This window comes from Heliomarina sp., from assembly GCF_052826185.1.
Genome location: NZ_JBRBUI010000017.1, coordinates 301,777 through 322,165 on the forward strand (window position 1 = coordinate 301,777; position 20,389 = coordinate 322,165).

Genomic DNA, 20,389 nt, shown 5'->3' on the forward strand with positions numbered 1-20,389 from the left:
GCCGCGCCTGTCGCGGCCCGGTTTTTTCATGCCGGTTCTTTGTCCGATTTCTGTTTCAATCGCTCGGCTACGCCTCTGGCCCAGCGGTTGGCGGCCTCGCCAAAGCAGTCGTGCAGGGAATCCGCCGCGATCACGCTGCCCAGCGACATCCGGCCCAGAAGGCAGAGATGCGGGATGGGGGTGCCGTCGACGTCGATCACGGTGCCGTCGGGTGCGGTGCGGGCGCCCATGCCCTTGGCGATTTCAGTCAGCTTGCCATTTTCCATAAGGCCGCAGATCAGCGGATCGGTGGTGATCGACAGATTGGGCGAGGGCAGGACAGAATCCACCATGACCGAGACCTCGGTTTGCCGGTCACCCGATGTCAGCTGCCAGCCCGACGGGGTGAGGTCGATTTGCGGGTCGGCTGCATGGCCAAGATCGACGATTCCGGCCTCGATCAGCGCCTCCATTTCGCGGGCCGAGCTGATTGGCTGACCGTAGGAATAGCGTTTGAGTCCCTCGTCGAAACCGACTATTTTCTCGGCCGTGTCCGGAGGCGTTTCGATGGGGTTATAGGCGGCGCGGATCTCGTCCTGCCACTTGCGCCAGATCTGCCCAAAGGCAAAGCCGATATCGGGGGCGCGCTGTCCCGAGGCGAGTTCGATGCCTGCCTTCAGCGTTTCACGTGGGCCGTCCGAAGATTGCGATCCGGGATCGACCCATTCTTTGTCCAGCCAGTCGGCGATGTCCTTATCGGATTTCGTTACGCCGTGCTGGTCGAGCACATGTCGAACGGCGGGGATGGTCGCCGCGTTGAGCAGCTCTCTCGCCTTGTCGGTGGCGGAGCTTGAAGCTATCGCCATCGCCTTGCAGAAGGCTTCGGTATCCGCTTTCTGCGGGGTGAAGCGCGCGTCGAGATCGCCGGTCTCGGGCTTGGGGAAGGGCGGTTTCCCGTCGAGCGAAAATGGCAGGATGCGGGCGGGTTCACGGCCCGAGGCGATGTATTGACCATTTTCGAAACGCCCGCCAAGGCCGGTTGTCAGAACCCGCAGAACGTCGAAGACCGAGAGGCCCATGCCCCGGATCGCGACGGTCTTGTCGCCCCATTGTTCGGCCGCACGAGCGAGGTTGCGGGCGGGGTAGGCATTGGCGAGGATCGCCCCGCTTCGTGCGGCGTGGTTCTGCCAGTCGGAGAGCTGATCGTCGGGGGTGCTGGCGGGTTGTCCGGGCGTCAGGAGAACTTCGTCATAGGGGCCAAGCCATTGGCCGTGAAGACTGATTTCCCATCCGTCGCCATTTGGGCGCAGGTCGTCCGCCCGGCCAAAGACACGGGTGATCGTCGGGTGGCCCTGTGCGGCGAGATCGGTGTGTCGCGCTTCGAGATAGCGCCCCAGATCGGCGCGGAGCGGAAAGCTGTCAGGGTCGGGATCATGGGCGAGCCAGTCGGCGAACGCGCCACAGTTGGAGCTTTGCGGCGCGCGGATGTCGATGTCGCGCATGGCCGTGTTCAGCAGGCAGAGCGGGCTTTCCTCGGGGTCGAAATTCGGGCCGGCGGCATTGGCCGGGAACGGGTCGAACGTGTCGATCTGCACCGCGCGCTGTTCCTCGCGCAGGTCGGCGGCAAGGGCTTCGAGTGCGCCAAGGCTGCGAGGGCCTGCGCCGATGACCGCGATGCGCAGGGCGGGGTGGTCGGTTTTCATATTGTTGCTTTCATTGATACCCGGTTCACCATTCGTTTACGTGTAATGGGGGGAAAAGTTCCCCTTTTGCCGTTTCGAGGGCCGGTCGCGTGGGCGGTGCGGACTGCGGTTGTACTGCGGTTCGCAGTGCAGCGATTTTTTCAGCGGAGTAGTGTTGTCTTTGCGTGGCGGTGGGCAACTCGGTGAGTATTATATCCTTTGTTTCCATTATATTATTTCTATTTTTGGTGCGATTGCGGTCAGTCCACAGGGGTGGCACCGGCTGTACACCCCCTGTACACCCCCCGTACATCGGCGCGTGCACCTCAGCGGGAAAATCGTTCCGGAGCGCGTTGCTTGGGTCTTGTGGGCAACCGGGCAAGATGCCGGAACAAGTTTAGTGAAACATTTCCTGAGCGCACGGGCGAAAACCCTTGTCGTTGAAGGTGATCAGAGCCGCAGCATGTGTCTTTTTTCCGTGCATTGCGCGGGCCTTTGCGGTTTCCAGTGCGGGAGGAATTCGCCTAGGTTCGGCGCGAGGGAATACCTGAGGGTACAGCGACATGTCAGACATCACCATCTATCCGGCGCGCAAAATCATCACAATGAACCCCGCGCGGCCCGAGGCGAGCCACGTGGCCGTGCGTGACGGGCGCATCCTGGGTGCGGGCACGCTGGAAGAGCTGGAGGGCTGGGGCGCCTATGACCTTGACGCGCGCTTTGCCGACAAGGTGCTGATGCCCGGCATGGTCGAGGGGCATGCGCATACGATGGAAGGCACGCTTTGGGGCAAGGTCTACGTGGGCTATTTCGACCGGATGGATCCGGATGGCACGGTCTGGCCGGGGCTGACATCCATCGACGCGGTTTTGGCGCGGCTGACCGAGGCCGAGGCGGCGCTGAGGGATCCGGAAGCGCCGCTGTCGGCGTGGCAGTTCGATCCGATCTACATGGACAACCAGAGGGTCAATCGCGCCCAGCTGGATGCGGTATCGGCGAAGCGCCCCATTGGTGTGCTGCATGCCTCGGTCCATATCATGAACGTGAACACCCGCGCGCTGGAACTGGCCGGGCTGATGCGGCAGGGCATCGAGCATCCCGGCATTCCGCTGGGCGAGGACGGCTATCCCACGGGAGAGCTGAAAGGGCCCGAGGTGATGGGGCAGGTCGGGGCGCATGTGGGCTATGCGCAGGCCCTGACCGATTGCGACGAACCGGGCTTACGCGCCTTTGCGAAGCTTTGCGTGCGGCAGGGGGTGACCACCGTGACCGATCTGGCCGCCGGGCTGTCGCCGGAGGCGGTCGAGATGATGCTGCGGGTCACCGGGGAAGTCGGCTTTCCGGCGCGGGTGGTGCCCTTGCGTTATTTCATGGGGCTGTCGCCTGCCGATCTGGTGGCTGAGGTGGTGCGGCTGCGCGACATGTCCACGGACCGGCTGCGGATGGGACGGATCAAGGTGGTGGCCGATGGCTCGATCCAAGGGTTCTCGGCGCGGATGCGCTGGCCCGGCTATTACAACGGCGCGCCGAACGGGATGTGGTATATCGCGCCCGAGCAGATGGAAGAGATTTACGAGCGCGCGCTGGAGGCCGGGGTGCAGATCCACACCCATACCAATGGCGATCAGGCGACGGAACTTGCGCTGGAGAAGATGGAGGCGGCGCTGGCGCGCCATCCCCGTCGCGATCACCGGTTCACCTTGCAACATTGTCAGCTTGCGGATGCGGCGCAGTTCCGCAAGATCGCGGCGCTGGGCATGTGCGTGAACCTGTTTGCGAACCATCATTTCTACTGGGGGGACGCGCATTACAACCTGACAGTCGGGCCGGAACGGGCGGAGCGGATGAACGCCTGCCGCACGGCGCTGGCGTCTGGCGTGCCGATGGCGATACATTCGGATGCGCCGATCACCCCGCTTGCGCCGCTGTTTACCGCCTGGTGTGCGGTGAACCGGCTGACCGCCTCGGGCCGGGTGCAGGGCGAGGCGGAGCGGATTTCCGTGGATGAGGCGCTTTATGCCGTGACGTTGGGCGCGGCCTATACGCTGCATCTGGATGGCGAGGTCGGATCGATCGAGACCGGCAAACGGGCGGATTTCGCGGTGCTCGAAGAGGACCCGACCACTGTGGATGCAATGGCGCTGAAGGATGTGCCGGTCTGGGGGACGGTGCAGGGCGGCCGCGTCTTTGCCGCGGGGGATCTGTGAGCGCAGCGCTGCCCGTCACGGTGATTGGCGGCTATCTAGGTGCGGGCAAGACGACGCTGGTGAACCATCTGCTGCGCCATGCAGAGGGGCGGCGGCTTGCGGTGCTGGTCAATGAATTCGGCGAATTGCCCATCGATGCGGACCTGATCGAGGCCGAGGGGGACGACCTGATCTCGATCTCGGGCGGCTGCGTCTGCTGTTCCTTTGGCAGCGATCTGACGGCGGCGCTGCTGCGGCTGGCTACGCTGGAGCCGCGTCCCGATCACGTGGTGATCGAAGCCTCGGGCGTGGCGATACCGGGGGCGATCCTGTCGAGCGTGTCGCTGCTGGCGGGGTATCGCGCGGATGGGGTGGTGATCCTGGCAGATGCGGCGGGACTGCGGCGCAGTCTCGACGATCCATACGTGGGCGATACGGTGCGCGCGCAGGTGGCGGGCGCGGATATCATCGTTTTGAACAAAATGGACCTTGTGTCGAAGTCGGCGCGGGGAGGCTTGGTGGACTGGGTGGCCGCAGAATGGCCGGGCGCGGCGCTGCTGCCGGTCACCGACGGCGCCGCGCCGGTCGATCTGGTGCTGGGTGTCGGCGGGACCCGAGGGGGTGGTGCCGCGCTGGGTCATGCGGACGGTTTGTTCGAGAGCATCGTGCTGGAGGTATCGGCGGAGGTCGATGCGGCGGCTCTTGCCGAGGCGATCGCCACCGGGGGCTATGGGGTCGTGCGGGCGAAAGGCTGGGTTGGCGGGCAGCTTCTCCATGTGGTGGGCCAGCGGTGGGCGGTGACGCCGGGACGCGGGGCAATGGGGCTGGTCTGTATCGGGTTGAAGGGGCAGTTGCATCGGGACGGACTGGCGGCGCTGGTCGGGTGATTGGGGTTTTAGGGGGTTAGGGGGCGCTGCCCCCGTCGGCCTTTGGCCGACTCCCCCGGGGTACTTTTGGGCAAGAGGAAAAGGGGGGGCGGCGCTCTTTCGGAGGCGGCTGGTGGGGCTGGTCAGAGGCGTTTGCCGGCCTCGTCGAAGTCGAGTTCGCGGCTGTCGGGCCAGTCAATACCGCAGGCGGTGCCCTCGGCGGGGACCGGGGCGGTGCCGTCCTGCCGGATGGTGAAGCTTTCGCCGGTGTCGAGGCGCAGGTGGAGCAGGGTTTCGGCGCCGAGCGCCTCGGTAAAGAGGATTTTGGCGGGCAGGCGGCCGCTGCCTGCTGTCGTGAGGGTGGCGTGTTCGGGGCGGATGCCGATGGTCTTGATGCGGGCGTCGCGGGGGGAGAACAGGCGCGCGGGCAGGAAGTTCGTGGCCGGTGAGCCGATGAAGCCCGCGACGAATTCGGTGGCCGGATTTTCGTAGACCTCGAGTGGTGCGCCGATCTGGTCGGCGACGCCGCCGTTCATCACGATCATGCGGTCGGCGAGGGTCATCGCCTCGACCTGATCGTGGGTGACGTAGAGCGAGGTGATGCCGAGCTGTTTCTGCAGGTCCTTGATTTCGAGCCGCATCTGCACGCGCAGCTTGGCGTCGAGGTTGGAGAGCGGTTCGTCGAAAAGGAACAGGCTGGGTTTGCGCACGATGGCGCGGCCCATGGCGACGCGCTGGCGCTGGCCGCCGGAAAGCTCGCGCGGCTTGCGGGCGAGGTAGGGTTCGAGCTGGAGCATTTTCGCGGCGGTGGCGACGCGGTCCTCGATTTCGGATTTCGGCGTCTTGGCGATCTTGAGGCCGTAGGCCATGTTGTCGAAGACCGTCATATGCGGGTAGAGCGCGTAGTTCTGGAACACCATCGCGATGTCGCGGTCCATCGGTTCCTCTTCGTTGACCCGGCGGCCATCGATCAGAATCTCGCCTGAGGTGACGGTTTCCAGACCGGCGACCATGCGCAGCAGGGTGGATTTGCCGCAGCCCGAGGGGCCGACGATGACGATGAATTCACCGTCCCTCACGTCGATATCGACCCCGTGGATGACCTCTGTCTTGCCGAAGGTCTTGCGGATCTGGTTCAGGGTCAGGGTTGCCATTGGGTCGGTTCACATTCTTGAAGTCTGTTGGTTTGCGGATCGGTCGGGGCCGGACGGGCGCGCGGCCTCATTTCTCGCTGTCCACGAGGCCGCGGATGAAGAGTTTCTGCATCGAGATGACCACGATCACCGGGGGTATCATCGCGAGGATCGAAGTGGCCATGATCACCGGCCAGTCGGCGATGTCGTCGCCACTGGGGAACATCTGTTTCAGCCCCATGACGATGGTGTTCATCGACGGGTCGGTGGTGATCAGCAGCGGCCAGAGATACTGGTTCCAGCCGTAGATGAAGAGGATGACGAAGAGCGCGGCCATGTTGGTGCGGCTCATCGGCAGAAGGATATCCCAGAAGAACCGCATCGGGCGGGCGCCGTCGACTCGGGCGGCCTCGGCCAGTTCGTCCGGCACGGTCATGAAGAACTGGCGGAACAGGAAGGTGGCGGTGGCCGAGGCGATCAGGGGAAAGATCAGCCCGGAGTAGCTGTTGAGCATGCCGAAATTGGCGATGACCTCGTAGGTGGGAACGATGCGTACCTCGACCGGGAGCATCAGGGTGAGGAAGATCAGCCAGAAGAACAGCTTGCGCCCCGGGAAGCGGAAATAGACGATGGCGAAGGCCGAGAGCAGCGAGATCACGATCTTGCCGATGGAAATGCCAAGCGCCATGACCAGCGAGTTGAAGAGCATCCAGGCGACCGGCGCATTGACGCCGGAAAACAGCGCCTTGGTATAGTTCTCGAGGAACCGGTCGCCGGGCAGCAGGGGCATCGGCGGCCGCACGATTTCGGGCTGGCTGACCGTCGAGGCGACAAAGGCGAGCCAGATCGGGAAGAAGATCACGATCACGCCGAGGATCAGGCCGGCATGGGTGAACCAGAGGCCGATGCCGCGTTTCTCGACCATGCCCTCGGCGGGGATGCGGGCGGATTTTACCGGGGCGGTTTCGGCGGCCAGCGCGTCACGGGCGGTCAATAGTGCACCCTCCGTTCGATGTATTTGAACTGGATGACGGTGAGCAGGCCGACGACCAGCAAGAGCACGACCGACTGGGCGGCGGAGCTGCCGAGATCCTGCCCGACAAAGCCGTCCTTGTAGACCTTGTAGACGAGGATCGTGGTGGCCTGCTGCGGGCCGCCCGAGGTGATCGTGTGGATCACGCCGAAGGTCTCAAAAAAGGCGTAGACGATGTTCACCACCAGCAGAAAGAAGGTGGTGGGCGAGAGCAGCGGGAAGACGATGGTGCGGAAGCGGGTCCAGAAGCGGGCGCCGTCGATGGCGGCGGCTTCGATCACCGAGCGCGGGATCGCCTGAAGCCCGGCGAGGAAGAACAGGAAGTTGTAGCTGACGCGGCCCCAGCTTGAGGCGACCACGACGAGGCCCATCGCCTCGGTTTCGTTCAGCACGTGGTTCCAGTCATAGCCCAGGAGGCCGAGGTACCACGAGATCACGCCGACGCGGGTGTTGAACATGAAGAGCCAGAGCACGCCGGCCACGGCGGGGGCAACCGCGTAGGGCCAGATCAGCAGGGTGCGATAGGTGCCCGAGCCCTTGATCAGCCGGTCGGCGAGGACGGCGAGATACAGCGCCATGCCCATCGAGACCACGGTGACAAGGCCGGAGAAAACGGCGGTGGTGACGAAGGAGGCGCGGTAATACGGGTCCTTGGCGAGATATTCGAAATTGCCAAGCCCGACATATTGCATCGAGAGCCCGAACGGGTCGGGGATGAACAGCGACTGATAGATCGCCTGCCCGGCGGGGTAAAAGAAGAAGGCAGCCGTGATGAAGACCTGCGGCAGCAGGAGCAGCATCGGCAGCAGCCAGCCTTTGAACGTGACGCGTTTTTCCATGAAACAAGGCGGCCGGGAGCGCGGGCTCCCGGCCTTGGTCTTTCGGTCTTAGTTCGCGGCTTCGAAGCGGCGCAGCAGCTGGTCGCCCCGCTCTTTCGCGCTGTCGAGCGCGGCCTGGGCCGATTTGTCACCGGACCATACGGCTTCGAGCTCTTCGTCGATGATGCCGCGGATCTGGTCGAAAGAGCCAAGGCGCAGACCCTTGGAGTTGGCGGTCGGCTCGTTGGTGGTCATCTGCTTGACGGCCACGTCGGTGCCCGGGTTTTCTTCGTAGAAACCCTGTTCGCGGGTCAGCTCACCGGCGGCGGCGGTGATCGGCAGATAGCCGGTGTCCTGGTGCCATTTCGCCTGGATTTCCGGCGAGGAGAGGAAGTTCAGGAATTCGGCAACGCCTTTGTATTCCTCGTCCGACTGGCCTTCCATGACCCAGAGCGACGCGCCACCGATGATGGTGTTCTGCGGGGCGCCTTCGACACCTTCCCAGTAGGGCAGCGGGCGCACGTCGAAGTCAAAGCTGGCTTCGGACTTGATGCCCGCGTAGCCGGCGGAGCTTTCGGTGAAGAGCGCGCATTCACCGGCGCGGAAGTTGGCACCGCCTTCGTTGCGGCGACCGGCATAGATGAATTTGCCGTCCTTGGCCCATTCACCCATGGTTTCGATATGCTTGACCTGCACCGGGCCGTTCAGCGCCAGTTCGGTGTCGAAACCGGCAAAGCCGTTGTCCTGCGTCGCGAAGGGCACGTTGTGATAGGCCGAAAGGTTCTCGAGATGGATCCAGCTTTGCCACGCGGTGGTGAGCGGGCATTCGTGGCCAGCTTCTTTCAGCTGGTCGAGCACGTCACCGACGTTCTGCCAGGTGGAGAGATCGGTATCGGGGTCGATGCCGGCCTCGGACAGGGCGTCGCGGTTGACCCAGAGGACCGGGGTGGAGGAGTTGAAGGGCATCGAGAGCATCTCGCCCTCGGTGGTGGTGTAATAGCCTTTGACCGCGCCGATGAAGGCATCCGCGTCAAAATCGGCGCCCGCGTCCGCCATCACTTCGTAGACCGGCTTGATCGCGCCCTTGGCGGCCATCATCGTGGCGGTGCCGACTTCAAAGACCATCAGGATGTCGGGTTGTTCACCGGCCCGGAATGCGGCGATCCCGGCGTTCAGCGTTTCAGAGTAGTTGCCCTTGTGCGTGGCGACAACGGTGTAGTCCGACTGGGAACCATTGAAGGTTTCGACCTGCTCGGCAACGAGTTCGCCAAGGCGTCCGGTAAAGGCATGCCAGAACTGGATTTCCGTTTGCGCGTAAGCGCTTGTGCCAAGTGCCAGCGACAGCGCCGCACCGCCCAGAAGGGTTCTGATTGTCATGTTCATCTCCGATTCACATTCTGCTGAATTATTAAGCATAGGCATGGCTATGCGATTCTCGCAAACTGTATGGGTTCTGTGACAGGCCGGTGACAAATCAGGTCTGTCCACAGGATTATTTCAACAAGCAAATATCTTTGGTATCTTATTGTTTGCAAACGCATTTACCGGATTGTGGCGGCTGTTCGCCGGTCGGCGCGCGCCATGGGTGTGGGTGATTGTCTGGGGATTTTTGAAACTGCCGGGGGATTTTCTCGATGGATGAAATGCGGGACGGCGCGATAGGGTGGCGCCGAACAGCACCCGAGCGGAGAAACACATGCTTGACCTAGCCATTACCTGGGAATGGATCGCCTTTGCCGTACGCTGGCTGCATGTGATCACGGCCATCGCGTGGATCGGGTCTTCGTTCTATTTCATCGCGCTGGATCTGGGGCTGCAAAAGGCGGCGCATCTGCCCAAGGGCGCGCATGGCGAGGAATGGCAGGTGCACGGGGGCGGGTTCTACCACATCCAGAAATATCTCGTCGCGCCCGAGATGATGCCCGAGCACCTCACATGGTTCAAATGGGAGAGCTATGCCACGTGGCTTTCGGGCGCGGCGATGCTGATGATCGTCTACTGGGTGGGCGGAGAGCTTTACCTGATCGACGCGAACAAGGCGGATCTGGCGCTTTGGCAGGGGGTCCTGATCTCGGCGGCGTCGCTGAGCATTGGCTGGCTGGTCTACGACGCCTTGTGCAAATCGCCGCTGGGCGAGCGGCCGACCGTGCTAATGGTGCTGTTGTTCGTGCTGCTGGTGGTGATGGGCTGGGGGTATAACCAGATCTTTACCGGCCGGGCGATGATGCTGCACCTTGGCGCGTTTACCGCGACGATCATGACGGCGAACGTGTTCTTCATCATCATGCCGAACCAGCGCATCGTTGTGGCGGACCTCAAGGCCGGGCGCACGCCCGATCCGAAATACGGCAAGATCGCCAAGCTGCGGTCGACCCATAACAACTACCTGACCTTGCCGGTCATCTTCCTGATGCTGTCGAACCACTATCCGCTGGCCTTTGGCACCCAGTACAACTGGCTGATCGCGGCGCTGGTGTTCCTGATGGGGGTCACGATCCGGCATTATTTCAACACCACCCATGCGCGCAAACCTGCACCGCACTGGACGTGGTGCGTGACCGCGCTGCTTTTTATCGGGATCATCTGGTTGTCGAGCGCGGGCTACAGCCGCGACGTGCCTGAGGAGCAGGCCACGCTGAGCCAGAGCCAGCAGGTCTTTGCCAGCGCCGAGGGCTATGACGAGGTGCGCGACATCGTGCTGGGGCGCTGTTCCATGTGCCATTCGCGCGAACCCTTCTGGGAAGGCATGCTCTGGGCACCGAAACATGTCTACCTTGAGACTGACGCGGACATCACGGCGCACGCACGGATGATCTATGTGCAGGCGGGGATATCCTCGGCAATGCCGCCTGCGAACGTGTCCTTTATCACCGAGGAAGAGCGCGACAAGATCGCCGACTGGTTCCGGTCGGCGCGTGAGGCGGGAGGCATCGCGCTCGCACTGCAGTGAAGCGCGACGGGTTGACGGCGGCGGCAGGGCGCATAGCTTGAGCGGCAACGCGTGACCATTGGGTGCGCGGCCTCAGCACAAAGAGAGAGCCTATGACCGATACCTATACGCCGCCGAAGAAATGGACATGGAACAAGGAAAGCGGGGGCAAGTTCGCCAGCATTAACCGCCCCATCGCAGGTCCGACCCATGACAAGGACCTGCCGGTCGGCAAGCACCCCCACCAGCTTTATTCGCTGGCCACGCCCAACGGCGTGAAGGTCACGGTGCTGTTTGAAGAGCTTCTGGCCGCCGGTCATCCGGACGCGGAATACGACGCATGGCTGATCAACATCGGCGAGGGCGACCAGTTCAGCAGCGGGTTTGTCGATGTGAACCCGAATTCGAAGATCCCGGCGCTGATGGACCATTCGACCGGCGCGCCGACGCGGGTGTTCGAATCCGGGGCGATCCTGTTGTACCTCGCGGAAAAGTTCGGATCTTTCCTGCCCACCGATGCCAGCGCCCGGCCCGAGATGCTGTCGTGGCTGTTCTGGCAGATGGGCAGCGCGCCCTATCTGGGCGGTGGCTTCGGCCATTTCTACGCCTATGCGCCGGAGAAATGGGAATACCCGATCGACCGTTTCGCGATGGAGGTGAAGCGCCAGCTTGACGTGCTGGACCGTCGCCTGTCGGAGAACACCTATCTCGTGGGCGAGGAATATACGATTGCCGATATGGCGAACTGGGCGTGGTACGGCCAGCTTGCGTTGGGCCGTCTGTACGAGGCGGGCGAGTTCCTTGACGTGGAAAACTATGAGAACGTGCAGCGCTGGGCCAAGGAGATCGACGCGCGCGAACCGGTCAAGCGGGGCCGCATGGTCAACCGGACCTTTGGCGATGCGAAGTTCCAACTGCACGAACGCCACGATGCGGGCGATTTCGAGACAAAGACGCAGGACAAGCTGGAACCCGAAGAGGGGTGAAGCTGAGAGAGGCGGCCTGCGGGCCGCCTTTTTCGTTCGTGGGATGTTCAGCGGTGATGCGCACGATGGCATCGGGTGAAATATTCCCGTCCGTGCCGCTTGTATAGATGGCTTGGCCACGCCACTTGTCGTCACACGCGCTGGATGCAGCGCGCGAGGAGAATTTTCATGATCGAAACGTGGTTGCCGCTTTTGGGTGGCCTGATCCTGCTTGTGGCAGGGGGCGAGTTGCTGGTGCGCGGGTCGGTTGAAGCTGCCGAAAGACTTGGGGTTTCGCCGCTGGTGATCGGCCTGACCCTTGTGGGGTTCGGCACCTCGATGCCCGAGCTTGTCACCTCGGTTCAGGCGGGGCTCAAGGGCTCGCCGGGGATCGCATATGGTAACGTCGTCGGATCGAACATCGCCAATATCCTGTTGATCGCCGGTGTCTCGGCGCTGATCTGCCCTGTTGTCGTGGCCCGGTCGGCGCTGCGCCGGGATGCGGTGGTGATGTTGTCGGTCGCGGTGATGTTTGCCCTGATGGCGGTGTTCGTTCCCATGGCGCAGGCGGTGGGCGTTGGATTTCTTGCCTTGCTGATCGGCTATATCCTTTTCGTGATCCGGCAGGAGCGAAACGCCGGGGCTACCGGTGCCTTGCATGACAAGAGCCTTGCCCTTGCAGAGGTCGACACTGCGCTTTCCCAGCCGCATGGCCAGCGGCATATCGCCATTCCTTTTCTCATAACCCTTGCCGGTCTGGCGCTTGTGATCGCGGGAGGCTCCTTGCTGGTCAGCGGGGCCGTGGCGCTGGCGCGGGGTTTTGGTATTTCGGAAACGATCATCGGCCTGACGATCGTCGCTGTGGGTACATCCATGCCCGAGCTTGTTACCTCGGTGGTTGCCGCGGTGAAGCGGCAGGGGGACGTGGCATTCGGCAACGTCATCGGGTCCAACATCTACAACATTCTCGGCATCGGGGGCGCCACGGCGCTTATCGCGCCATCGCAGGTTCCGGATGAAATCGCGCGGTTTGATGCGCCGGTGATGGTGGGCGTCTCCCTGCTTCTTGTCCTGTTCGCTGCAACCGGGTTTCGGATCGCGCGCTGGGAGGGAGCAGTGCTGGTTGCCGGGTACGCGGTTTATGTCTGGTCGATATGGCCTTGATGGGGGGCGGGCTGGATCACGCCGTATTTCCAAACCGCGCGACCCATTCCTCGCGCGTGATTTCGAAACCGCTGCAATCGTCCTCGGCATAGGCGCGGCGGGGGCCGGTGGGGCGGAGGCCGCATTTTTGCAGGACGTGCTGGGAATTGGCGTTACCGGGGTCGGTGACGGCGATGACGCGGGGAAGGGCGGTTTGCTCGAAGGCAAAGCGCAAGAGGCGGGCGCAGAGTTCGGTGGCAAAGCCCTGTCCCCAGGCGGCGGGCACCAGCAGGTAGCCGATTTCGATCTCATCACGCGGGTAGCTGTCGGGGGTGAGTTGATCCCAGTCGATATCGCTGGAATCGATGGGCAGCGGGGTCAGAACGCAATCGCCGATCTTTTCGCCCGTGTCCTTGCGGGATACGCACCAGATGCCGATGCGCCCGCCCGCGCCGCGACGGATGGCGTTGGCCATGTGATCCTCGACCTCGTCACGGGTGAGCGGGTCGGCCACGTAGCGCATCACCTCCGGATCGCCGAGCAGGCGATGTGCGATATCCGCATCCTCCGAGGAAAACGGCGTCAGGCGCAGGCGGTCAGTTTCGAGGATCAGGGACTCGTGTGGCAGGGCGGTAATCATGGGGGCCTCGGCGGGTATTTCACTATTTTCCATGCTAACCGGTTTTCGCGAGAGCCTGCCAGAACCGCCTGTCATAATGGTATCACATTTCGCCAAAAATGGACCCGTGCAAAGGCCGCGATCCTGTTTTAGATGGGCCGCTACAGAACAGGACTCCATCGGTGGCAGACATGCAGGGCGCGACAGCGGATTATATCATCATCGGGGCCGGATCGGCGGGCTGCGTGCTGGCCAATCGACTCTCGGCGGACGCGCGCAACAAGGTGGCGGTGCTTGAGGCCGGGGGATCGGATCTCAACTTTTGGGTGCGGATGCCGATTGGCTATGGCGGGGCGTTCTACCACCCGCGTCTGAACTGGCGCTACCAGTCCGAGATCGATGCCGGTACCGGCCGCGCCCATTACTGGCCGCGCGGCAAGGTCGTGGGCGGGTCAAGCTCGATCAACGCGATGGTGTTCATCAGGGGGCAAAAAGAGGATTACGACGGCTGGGCGTCGATGGGCAACGCGGGCTGGTCCCATGACGATCTGCTACCGTATTTCAAGAAGCTGGAAAACAACCTTGCCGGGGCGGATGAATGGCGCGGGACGGGCGGGCCGATCACCGTGTCGCGGATCGATGACGGGGTGCATCCGTTAAGCCATGACTATGTCAAATCCGCCGTGGCGGCGGGCTGGCCTGCGAACCCGGATTTCAACGGGGCGACGCAGGAAGGCGTGGGGCTTTACCAGATCAATACGCGGAACGGTTTCCGCTGTTCGGCGGCGACGGGCTATCTGAACCCGGCGATGAACCGGCCTAACCTTGAGCTGCACAAGAACGCGCAGGTGATGCGGCTGATTTTTGAGGGCCGCCGCGCGGTGGGCGTGGAATACCGTCAGGGCGGTGCGGTCAAACGGATGATGGCCAAGCGCGAGGTGATCCTGTCGGCGGGGGCGGTGAATTCGCCGCAGATCCTGCAGCTTTCCGGGATCGGCGACGGGACGATGCTGCGCGACAAGGGGATCGAGGTGCTGCATGACGCGCCCGAGGTGGGGCGCAACCTTCAGGACCATATCGGCTGGGACCTGATCTATGAGACCACCTCTCCGACGCTGAACAACGTGCTGGGACCGTGGATGGGGCGCATCCGGCTGGGGATGACCTATGCGATGACCCGCAAGGGGCCGCTGTCGCTGAGCGTCAATCAGGGCGGTGGGTTCATCCGCACCTCACCCGAGCGCGACCGGCCGAACCTGCAGCTGTATTTCTCGCCGATGAGCTATACCAAAGCGACGCCCGGCAAACGGCGGCTGATGTCGCCGGACACCTTCCCCGGTGTGCTGATCGGGTTGTCGAACTGCCACCCCAAAAGCCGGGGCCATGTCGGGCTGCGTTCAGGCGATCCGATGGACACGCCGGAAATCCATCCGGGCTATCTGAGCGCGCCCGAAGACCTTGAGGAACTGGTGGATGGCGTGCAGATCCTGCGCGATATCATGGCGCAAGAGCCGATAGCCTCGTCGGTCAAGCGCGAGATTCTGCCGGGGGCAGCGGTGACGGATCGCGATGCGCTGCGCGAAGATATGCGCAAGCGTTGCGGCACGATTTTCCACGCCTGCGGCACCTGCGCGATGGGGCCGGAGGACAGCGCCGTCGTCGATGAGCGGCTGCGGGTCAAAGGGGTCGAGGGGCTGCGGGTTGTGGATGCGTCGATTTTCCCGCGCATCACTTCGGGCAACCTTAATGCGCCGGTGATGATGGTGGGAGAGAAAGCCTCGGACATGATCCTTGAGGATGCAAAAGCCTAGAGCGACCTGAGACAATCGGCGAGCGCCGCGACGCTGCGCGAGATTTGCGCGGGGGGCACGGCGCTGAAGCCGAGGGTGATGGCCTGCCGCTGGACCGGATCGATGGTGAAGCGGCTGAGCGGTTCGGTGGCGATGCCCGCCGCCTTGGCCGCCTGCGCCAGCGTGGTGTCTTTCAGATCAGGGTTCAGCAGGTCGGCCACGGTGTGAAACCCGGTATCGGTGGGCTCGACCGCAAGCAGCCCGTCAAGATGGCGGGCGGATTCACGCATCAGGCAATCGCGCCGTTCGGCATAGACATCGCGCATCCGGCGGATATGCGCTGCGAAATGGCCCTCGTTGATGAAATCTGCCATGATCGCCTGCATCGATGTCGGCGCGCCCTGCATGGTGGCCCCCGCGATGCGGTGGAACATGGGCGCGAGTTTCGGCGGTGCCACCACATAGCCAAGCCGCAGGGCGGGGAACATGGATTTGGAGAAGGTGCCGACATAGATCACGCGGCCCGAAGTATCCATGCTCTTGAGCGGGGATGGGGCATGGGCGCCATAGTGGAATTCGCCCACGTAATCGTCTTCGATAATCCACGCGCTGGCGTTTTCGGCCGCTTGCAAGAGATCGAAACGGCGCGAGACGCTCATGGTGGTGCCAAGCGGGTGCTGATGCGCGGGCGTAACAAAGGCGAGCCGGAAATCGGGGGCGCGGCGCAACCCGGCTTGCACGTCCATGCCCTGGGCGTCGACCGGGACGGGCACGAGTTTCGCGCCGCTGGAAATCAGGCTGTTGCGCGCGCCGATGGCGCCGGGGTTTTCGAACCAGACGAGGTTGCCCGGGTCGATCAGTGTCGCGCCGATCCGGTTGAAGGCATCCTGCGCCCCGTTAAAGATGAAAACCTCGTCCGCGGTGCAGCGCAGGCCGCGGTTGGCGCGCAGGTGTTGCGCGACGGCCTGGCGCAGTTCGAGCAGGCCCGAGGGGTCGGGATAGCGCATCACATCGGCGCGCGAATTGCGCCAGTGGCGCGCGGCGAGCCGCGACCAGAGCGCCATCGGAAAGACGTCAAACGCGGGCATCCCTGTGACAAAGGCGCGGGGCGCGTCCGGGTGGGCGAGACGCGTGAAATACTGGTCCGAGGCGCTGCTGGAGAGGTTCGCAAGGCGCGGCATCGGCACGTCCTCGCGCGGCTCGGGCGGGGTTGGGGCGGGGATGGGAACGGTTTCGCTGACGTAGGTGCCGGAGCCGACCTGACTGTGGATCAGACCCTCGGCGGTGAGCTGTTCATAGGCGTTGATCGCGGTGGTGCGTGACACCGCCTGATCCTGCGCCAGCGTGCGCGAGGCGGGCAGGCGTTCGCCGGCGCGCAATTGGCCTGACAGGATCAATTCGCGTAAGCTTGTCACAAGCTGGACGGTGATGGTGGCGCTGTCCTTGCGGTCGATACTCAGCGTGGGGATCAGGGCGCCGCCCGCATATTTGGTCAAATTCCGCGACTCCGTTGATTGGTCTGCCACACATAACAGAGTGGACCTTATCAACGGACCACTTTGCAATCACTTTTATCCCAAACACTCACGGATCAGGGGCGCCGCGCGCATGAAACTCAGAAGCATCGAAACCTTCAGCAATCCCTTTGTCGGGTTCGTCCGCATTACGGACGACTCCGGCGCACAGGGGTGGGGGCAGATGTCGACCTATCATTCGGACATCACCGCGCAGGTGCTGCACCGGCAGGTGGCGCCCTGGACGCTGGGGCGCGATATCGAGGACATGGACGATCACCTAAATTACATTCAGGAGCGCGAGCACAAATTCCCCGGCTCTTATGTCTGCCGCGCGATGGGGGGACTTGAAACCGCGGTCTGGGACATGCGGGGCAAGCTGGCGGGCAAGCCGGTGGTCGAATTGCTGGGCGGGACACCCGGCAAGATCCGCGCCTATGCGTCATCGATGAAGCGCGACATCACCCCCAAGGACGAGGCCGAGCGATTCCGCAAGCTGCGCGGTGAGTTCGGGTTTGACGCGTTCAAGTTCCGCATCGGGTCCGAGGCCGGGCGCGGCAAGGACGAATGGGAGGGGCGCACCGAAGAGATCGTGCCGACGATTGCCAATGCCTTCAAATCCGAGGACGTGGCGCTGCTGGTCGATGCCAATTCCTGCTATGCGCCGCAGCAGGCGATCGAAGTCGGGCGGATGCTAGAAGCGAACGGGATCAGCCATTACGAAGAGCCTTGCCCCTATTGGGAGTTGGAGCAGACCCAGGAGGTCACCGAGGCGTTGGATATCGACGTGACCGGCGGCGAGCAGGATTGCCAAATTCCGATCTGGAAGCGGATGATCGATATGCGCGCGGTCGATATCGTGCAGCCCGACGTGATGTACATGGGGGGCATCGGGCGCACGATGGAAGTAGCGCGCCTCGCCGAGGCGGCGGGCTTGCCGGTGACGCCGCATTGCGCGAATCTTTCGCTGGTGACGCTTTTCACGATGCATGTGCTGCGTTCGATCCCGAACGCGGGCAAATATCTTGAATTCGCCATCGAAGGAGATGACTACTATCCGTGGCAGCGCGATCTTTTCGTGAACGACCCTTATACCATCACCGACGGTCAGGCCGAAGTGACCGATGCGCCGGGCTGGGGTGTCGAGGTCAATCCCGAATGGCTGGCAAAATCAATATACCAGATCAGCGAGATCGACCGCTGATCTGAAAGACCACGGATCATAAGACCATGAGCGACATCTTCACGACGGATTTCAAAGCGGCATCCTACTGGTGGGATCGCTCACCTCTGGCGGACGATCCGGTGCCTGATCTTCCGGCCAAGGCCGATGCGGTGGTGATCGGCGCGGGCTATACCGGGCTGCACGCGGCGCTGCGCATCGCGCGGGCCGGACGTTCGGTCGTGGTGGTCGAGGCCGGGGCGCTGGGGCAGGGATGCTCGACAAAGAATGGCGGGCAGGTCAGCCAGTCTATCAAGCCGGGATTTGATGCACTGGTGCGCAAATACGGAAAGGATATTGCACAGCGTATTCTGGGCGATGGCCATGCCTCGCGCGCTTATGTGGAGGATTTCGTCCGAACCGAGGGGATCGACTGCGATTTTCGAGTGAGTGGACGATTCCACGCGGCCCATAGCGACAAGGCTTTTGCCGAGCTGGAGCACGATGCCGCCAACCAGCCGGCGGGGTTGGAAGTGCCGGTGCGGATCGTGCCACGCTCCGAGCAGCGGAGCGAGCTGGGATCGGATTTCTATCACGGCGGTGCTGTTTTCGAGGATCACGCGGTGCTTGATCCGGGGCGGTATCATGCGGGGCTCTTGAAGCTGGTGCGCGAGGCAGGGGCGGTGCTGGTGCCGCAGACGCGCGCGACGGGGATCAGTTCAGATGCGAACGGGGCGACGGTGAAGACCTCTCGCGGGACGATTACATGTCGCGACGTGGTGATGGCGACGAATGGCTACACGGATGCGGCCTCGCCTTGGCACCAGCGGCGGATCATTCCCATCGGCAGCTATATCATCGCGACCGAGGAATTGCCCGAGGCGCTGATGGACGAGCTGTTCCCGACCGACCGGATCGCGTCGGACAGCCGCAAGGTGGTTTACTATTACCGCACCTCGCCCGACCGGAAGCGCATCCTGTTTGGGGGCCGGGTCAGCGCAGGCGAGACCGACACGACGTTTAGCGCCAAACGGCTGTACGAGGATCTGGTGCGGATCTTTCCGCAGATCGAAGGCCATAAGGTCAGCCATTCGTGGATGGGTTTCGTCGGCTATACGTTCAACCAGCTGGCCCACACCGGGCAGCGCGACCGGGTGCATCACGCGATGGGCTATTGCGGGTCGGGCGTTGGCATGGCGAGCTATCTCGGCATGAAAACCGGCCTGCGGGTGATCGGTGATGCGGGTTCGACCACGGGGCTGGAGCACGGGGATTTCAGCACGCGTCCGATGTACCGGGGCAAGCCGTGGTTTTTGCCCGCAGCGGTTGAGTTTTATCGTATGAAAGACCGCATGGGCCTGTGATTTGGCCCTAATTGGCTTTCTATTCGTACGGAAATGGACCTTTCTGGCAAACCAAATGAGGGTTGTAATCGAACTGCCATAAAACAAACATAACAGAGCAAGAATAAATTCACCCAAGGGAGACGACATATGAAAACTTCGTTGAAACTGATGCTTGCGGGCACGGCGATGGGCCTGACCGCAGGCTCGATGGCCTCGGCGGAAACGCTGCGCCTGCTCACATGGGGCAGCTACGCGCCCGATGAGCTGATCCAGAAGTTCGAGGAAGAATACCCCGACATCGACGTCGAAGTGACCTTTTCCAACAACGAGGAAATGATCGCCAAGCTGCGCGCCACCGGCGGGTCGGGCTATGATCTTGCCCAGCCGAGCCATGACCGTATTTACGCGGCGCAGCTCGAATACGACATCTACAAGCCGCTCGACCTGAGCCAGATCAACACCGATGCGATGTCGGCGAACCTGCTGGATGGCGTCAAGGCAAACACCACCATCGACGGCGAAGTCTATGCCGTGCCGCACCAGTGGGGTACCTCGGGCATCATGGCCAATATCAAGGAAGCGCCCGATGCCAGTGGCTGGGCAGATCTTTGCGACCCGGCCTATCAGGGCAAGACCTCGATGCGTCTGCGGCGTACGATCCTGCTGGGCACCGCCTTTGGCATGGGGATGAACCCGTTCGAGCTTTATGCCGACAAGGACGCCTATCAGGATATGCTGGATCAGGTGACCGCCAAGCTCATCGAATGCAAATCCAACATCAAGACCTATTGGAGCGGCGGCGACGACCTGTCGGGCCTGATGCTGTCGGGCGAAGTGGTGCTGTCGGAAACATGGGATTCGACCGCGTATAAGCTCTATAACGAGAACCCGGACATCGTGTTTGTGCCGCCAGAAACCGGCGCGCTCGCGTGGATCGACACCTTTGCCATCCCGAAGGGCGGCGAGGCGGATGACGCAGCTTACAAGTGGATCAACTTTGTGCTGCGTCCCGAGAACGTGACGATCATGTCCGCGTCGACCGGTGCGATTGCTGCCGTGCCGAACGGCATCGAGCTGCTGCCCGACGACAAGCGTTCGGCCGTACAGGCGGCGTTCGACCAGAGCGATCTCGACAACCTGAAGTTCTTTGCCAACATCCCGCCGGGTCTGGAAGACATGGAAGGTCTGGCGCTCGAGCGGATCAAAGCCGCAACCGAATAGGCA

Annotated in this window: 16 protein-coding genes; 9 read left to right on the top strand and 7 right to left on the bottom strand. The window is 62.8% G+C overall.

Features of this window, described 5'->3' with window-relative positions; genetic code table 11:
- Positions 1-26: 26 nt before the first annotated feature.
- Positions 27-1,682 carry an FAD/NAD(P)-binding protein gene (locus ACU0FH_RS06765; RefSeq protein WP_446193925.1) on the bottom strand — a complete coding sequence of 552 codons (1,656 nt, stop codon included), beginning with the start codon at positions 1,680-1,682 and terminating at the stop codon, positions 27-29.
- 542 nt (positions 1,683-2,224) lie between these two features.
- Here ACU0FH_RS06765 and ACU0FH_RS06770 point away from each other — a divergent pair.
- A complete protein-coding gene (locus tag ACU0FH_RS06770; RefSeq protein WP_446193926.1) occupies positions 2,225-3,868 on the top strand; it encodes an amidohydrolase in 1,644 nt (547 codons plus the stop codon).
- Complete coding sequence (locus ACU0FH_RS06775; RefSeq protein WP_446193927.1) at positions 3,865-4,734, top strand: CobW family GTP-binding protein; 870 nt, start codon at positions 3,865-3,867, stop codon at positions 4,732-4,734. Before ACU0FH_RS06770 ends, ACU0FH_RS06775 begins: the two co-directional genes overlap by 4 nt.
- Positions 4,735-4,856: 122 nt before the next feature.
- Here the strand turns inward: ACU0FH_RS06775 and ugpC are convergent, their stop codons facing one another.
- The 4 genes from ugpC to ugpB all read right to left on the bottom strand — a co-directional run bounded on the left by ugpC (position 4,857) and on the right by ugpB (position 9,074).
- Complete coding sequence (gene ugpC, locus ACU0FH_RS06780; protein ID WP_446193928.1) at positions 4,857-5,867, bottom strand: sn-glycerol-3-phosphate ABC transporter ATP-binding protein UgpC; 1,011 nt, start codon at positions 5,865-5,867, stop codon at positions 4,857-4,859.
- Between the two features lie 67 nt (positions 5,868-5,934).
- Positions 5,935-6,771, bottom strand: coding sequence for a sn-glycerol-3-phosphate ABC transporter permease UgpE (gene ugpE / locus ACU0FH_RS06785; protein ID WP_446194159.1), 837 nt, complete (start codon positions 6,769-6,771; stop codon positions 5,935-5,937).
- A gap of 65 nt (positions 6,772-6,836) precedes the next feature.
- Entirely contained in the window at positions 6,837-7,718 is an 882-nt protein-coding gene (gene ugpA, locus ACU0FH_RS06790; protein WP_238370877.1) for a sn-glycerol-3-phosphate ABC transporter permease UgpA, read from the bottom strand.
- A gap of 48 nt (positions 7,719-7,766) precedes the next feature.
- The gene (gene ugpB, locus ACU0FH_RS06795; protein ID WP_446193929.1) at positions 7,767-9,074 is read right to left on the bottom strand and encodes a sn-glycerol-3-phosphate ABC transporter substrate-binding protein UgpB; all 1,308 of its coding nucleotides are present in this window, start codon (positions 9,072-9,074) and stop codon (positions 7,767-7,769) included.
- A gap of 319 nt (positions 9,075-9,393) precedes the next feature.
- Between ugpB and ACU0FH_RS06800 the strand changes: the two genes are divergently transcribed.
- The 3 genes from ACU0FH_RS06800 to ACU0FH_RS06810 all read left to right on the top strand — a co-directional run bounded on the left by ACU0FH_RS06800 (position 9,394) and on the right by ACU0FH_RS06810 (position 12,755).
- A complete protein-coding gene (locus ACU0FH_RS06800; RefSeq protein ID WP_446193930.1) occupies positions 9,394-10,647 on the top strand; it encodes a urate hydroxylase PuuD in 1,254 nt (417 codons plus the stop codon).
- 92 nt (positions 10,648-10,739) lie between these two features.
- Positions 10,740-11,612 carry a glutathione-dependent disulfide-bond oxidoreductase gene (gene yghU, locus ACU0FH_RS06805; protein ID WP_446193931.1) on the top strand — a complete coding sequence of 291 codons (873 nt, stop codon included), beginning with the start codon at positions 10,740-10,742 and terminating at the stop codon, positions 11,610-11,612.
- Positions 11,613-11,780: 168 nt separating this feature from the next.
- Positions 11,781-12,755 carry a calcium/sodium antiporter gene (locus ACU0FH_RS06810; protein WP_446193932.1) on the top strand — a complete coding sequence of 325 codons (975 nt, stop codon included), beginning with the start codon at positions 11,781-11,783 and terminating at the stop codon, positions 12,753-12,755.
- 16 nt (positions 12,756-12,771) lie between these two features.
- On the opposite strand, the gene ACU0FH_RS06815 is transcribed toward ACU0FH_RS06810, so the two are convergent.
- The gene (locus ACU0FH_RS06815; RefSeq protein WP_446193933.1) at positions 12,772-13,407 is read right to left on the bottom strand and encodes a GNAT family N-acetyltransferase; all 636 of its coding nucleotides are present in this window, start codon (positions 13,405-13,407) and stop codon (positions 12,772-12,774) included.
- Positions 13,408-13,544: 137 nt separating this feature from the next.
- On the opposite strand from ACU0FH_RS06815, the gene ACU0FH_RS06820 reads away from it, so the two are divergent.
- The gene (locus ACU0FH_RS06820; RefSeq protein WP_446194160.1) at positions 13,545-15,164 is read left to right on the top strand and encodes a GMC family oxidoreductase; all 1,620 of its coding nucleotides are present in this window, start codon (positions 13,545-13,547) and stop codon (positions 15,162-15,164) included.
- Here ACU0FH_RS06820 and pdxR read toward each other — a convergent pair.
- Entirely contained in the window at positions 15,161-16,639 is a 1,479-nt protein-coding gene (pdxR, locus tag ACU0FH_RS06825) for a MocR-like pyridoxine biosynthesis transcription factor PdxR (RefSeq protein ID WP_446193934.1), read from the bottom strand. The two genes, ACU0FH_RS06820 and pdxR, sit on opposite strands and share 4 nt — an antisense overlap.
- Before the next feature lie 112 nt (positions 16,640-16,751).
- On the opposite strand from pdxR, the gene ACU0FH_RS06830 reads away from it, so the two are divergent.
- The 3 genes from ACU0FH_RS06830 (at position 16,752) to ACU0FH_RS06840 (ending at position 20,386) form a co-directional block, all read left to right on the top strand.
- Positions 16,752-17,861: a mandelate racemase/muconate lactonizing enzyme family protein gene (locus ACU0FH_RS06830; RefSeq protein ID WP_446193935.1), complete on the top strand. Its 1,110-nt coding sequence runs from the start codon at positions 16,752-16,754 to the stop codon at positions 17,859-17,861.
- 26 nt (positions 17,862-17,887) lie between these two features.
- A complete protein-coding gene (locus ACU0FH_RS06835; RefSeq protein WP_446193936.1) occupies positions 17,888-19,183 on the top strand; it encodes an NAD(P)/FAD-dependent oxidoreductase in 1,296 nt (431 codons plus the stop codon).
- 129 nt (positions 19,184-19,312) lie between these two features.
- Positions 19,313-20,386, top strand: a complete 1,074-nt coding sequence (locus tag ACU0FH_RS06840; protein WP_446193937.1) for an extracellular solute-binding protein — start codon at positions 19,313-19,315, stop codon at positions 20,384-20,386.
- Positions 20,387-20,389: the final 3 nt, after the last annotated feature.

What these genes read in the sequence shown, in the direction of transcription:
- ACU0FH_RS06810 (WP_446193932.1), top strand. Translation starts at nt 11,781, where the DNA reads ATGATCGAAACGTGGTTGCCGCTTTTGGGTGGCCTGATCCTGCTTGTG.
- ACU0FH_RS06820 (WP_446194160.1), top strand. Translation starts at nt 13,545, where the DNA reads ATGCAGGGCGCGACAGCGGATTATATCATCATCGGGGCCGGATCGGCG.
- ACU0FH_RS06840 (WP_446193937.1), top strand. Translation starts at nt 19,313, where the DNA reads ATGAAAACTTCGTTGAAACTGATGCTTGCGGGCACGGCGATGGGCCTG.
- ACU0FH_RS06765 (WP_446193925.1), bottom strand. Translation starts at nt 1,682, where the DNA reads ATGAAAACCGACCACCCCGCCCTGCGCATCGCGGTCATCGGCGCAGGC.
- yghU (WP_446193931.1), top strand. Translation starts at nt 10,740, where the DNA reads ATGACCGATACCTATACGCCGCCGAAGAAATGGACATGGAACAAGGAA.
- ugpE (WP_446194159.1), bottom strand. Translation starts at nt 6,771, where the DNA reads ATGGTCGAGAAACGCGGCATCGGCCTCTGGTTCACCCATGCCGGCCTG.
- ACU0FH_RS06815 (WP_446193933.1), bottom strand. Translation starts at nt 13,407, where the DNA reads ATGGAAAATAGTGAAATACCCGCCGAGGCCCCCATGATTACCGCCCTG.
- ugpA (WP_238370877.1), bottom strand. Translation starts at nt 7,718, where the DNA reads ATGGAAAAACGCGTCACGTTCAAAGGCTGGCTGCTGCCGATGCTGCTC.
- ACU0FH_RS06770 (WP_446193926.1), top strand. Translation starts at nt 2,225, where the DNA reads ATGTCAGACATCACCATCTATCCGGCGCGCAAAATCATCACAATGAAC.
- ugpB (WP_446193929.1), bottom strand. Translation starts at nt 9,074, where the DNA reads ATGACAATCAGAACCCTTCTGGGCGGTGCGGCGCTGTCGCTGGCACTT.
- ugpC (WP_446193928.1), bottom strand. Translation starts at nt 5,867, where the DNA reads ATGGCAACCCTGACCCTGAACCAGATCCGCAAGACCTTCGGCAAGACA.
- ACU0FH_RS06830 (WP_446193935.1), top strand. Translation starts at nt 16,752, where the DNA reads ATGAAACTCAGAAGCATCGAAACCTTCAGCAATCCCTTTGTCGGGTTC.
- ACU0FH_RS06800 (WP_446193930.1), top strand. Translation starts at nt 9,394, where the DNA reads ATGCTTGACCTAGCCATTACCTGGGAATGGATCGCCTTTGCCGTACGC.
- ACU0FH_RS06835 (WP_446193936.1), top strand. Translation starts at nt 17,888, where the DNA reads ATGAGCGACATCTTCACGACGGATTTCAAAGCGGCATCCTACTGGTGG.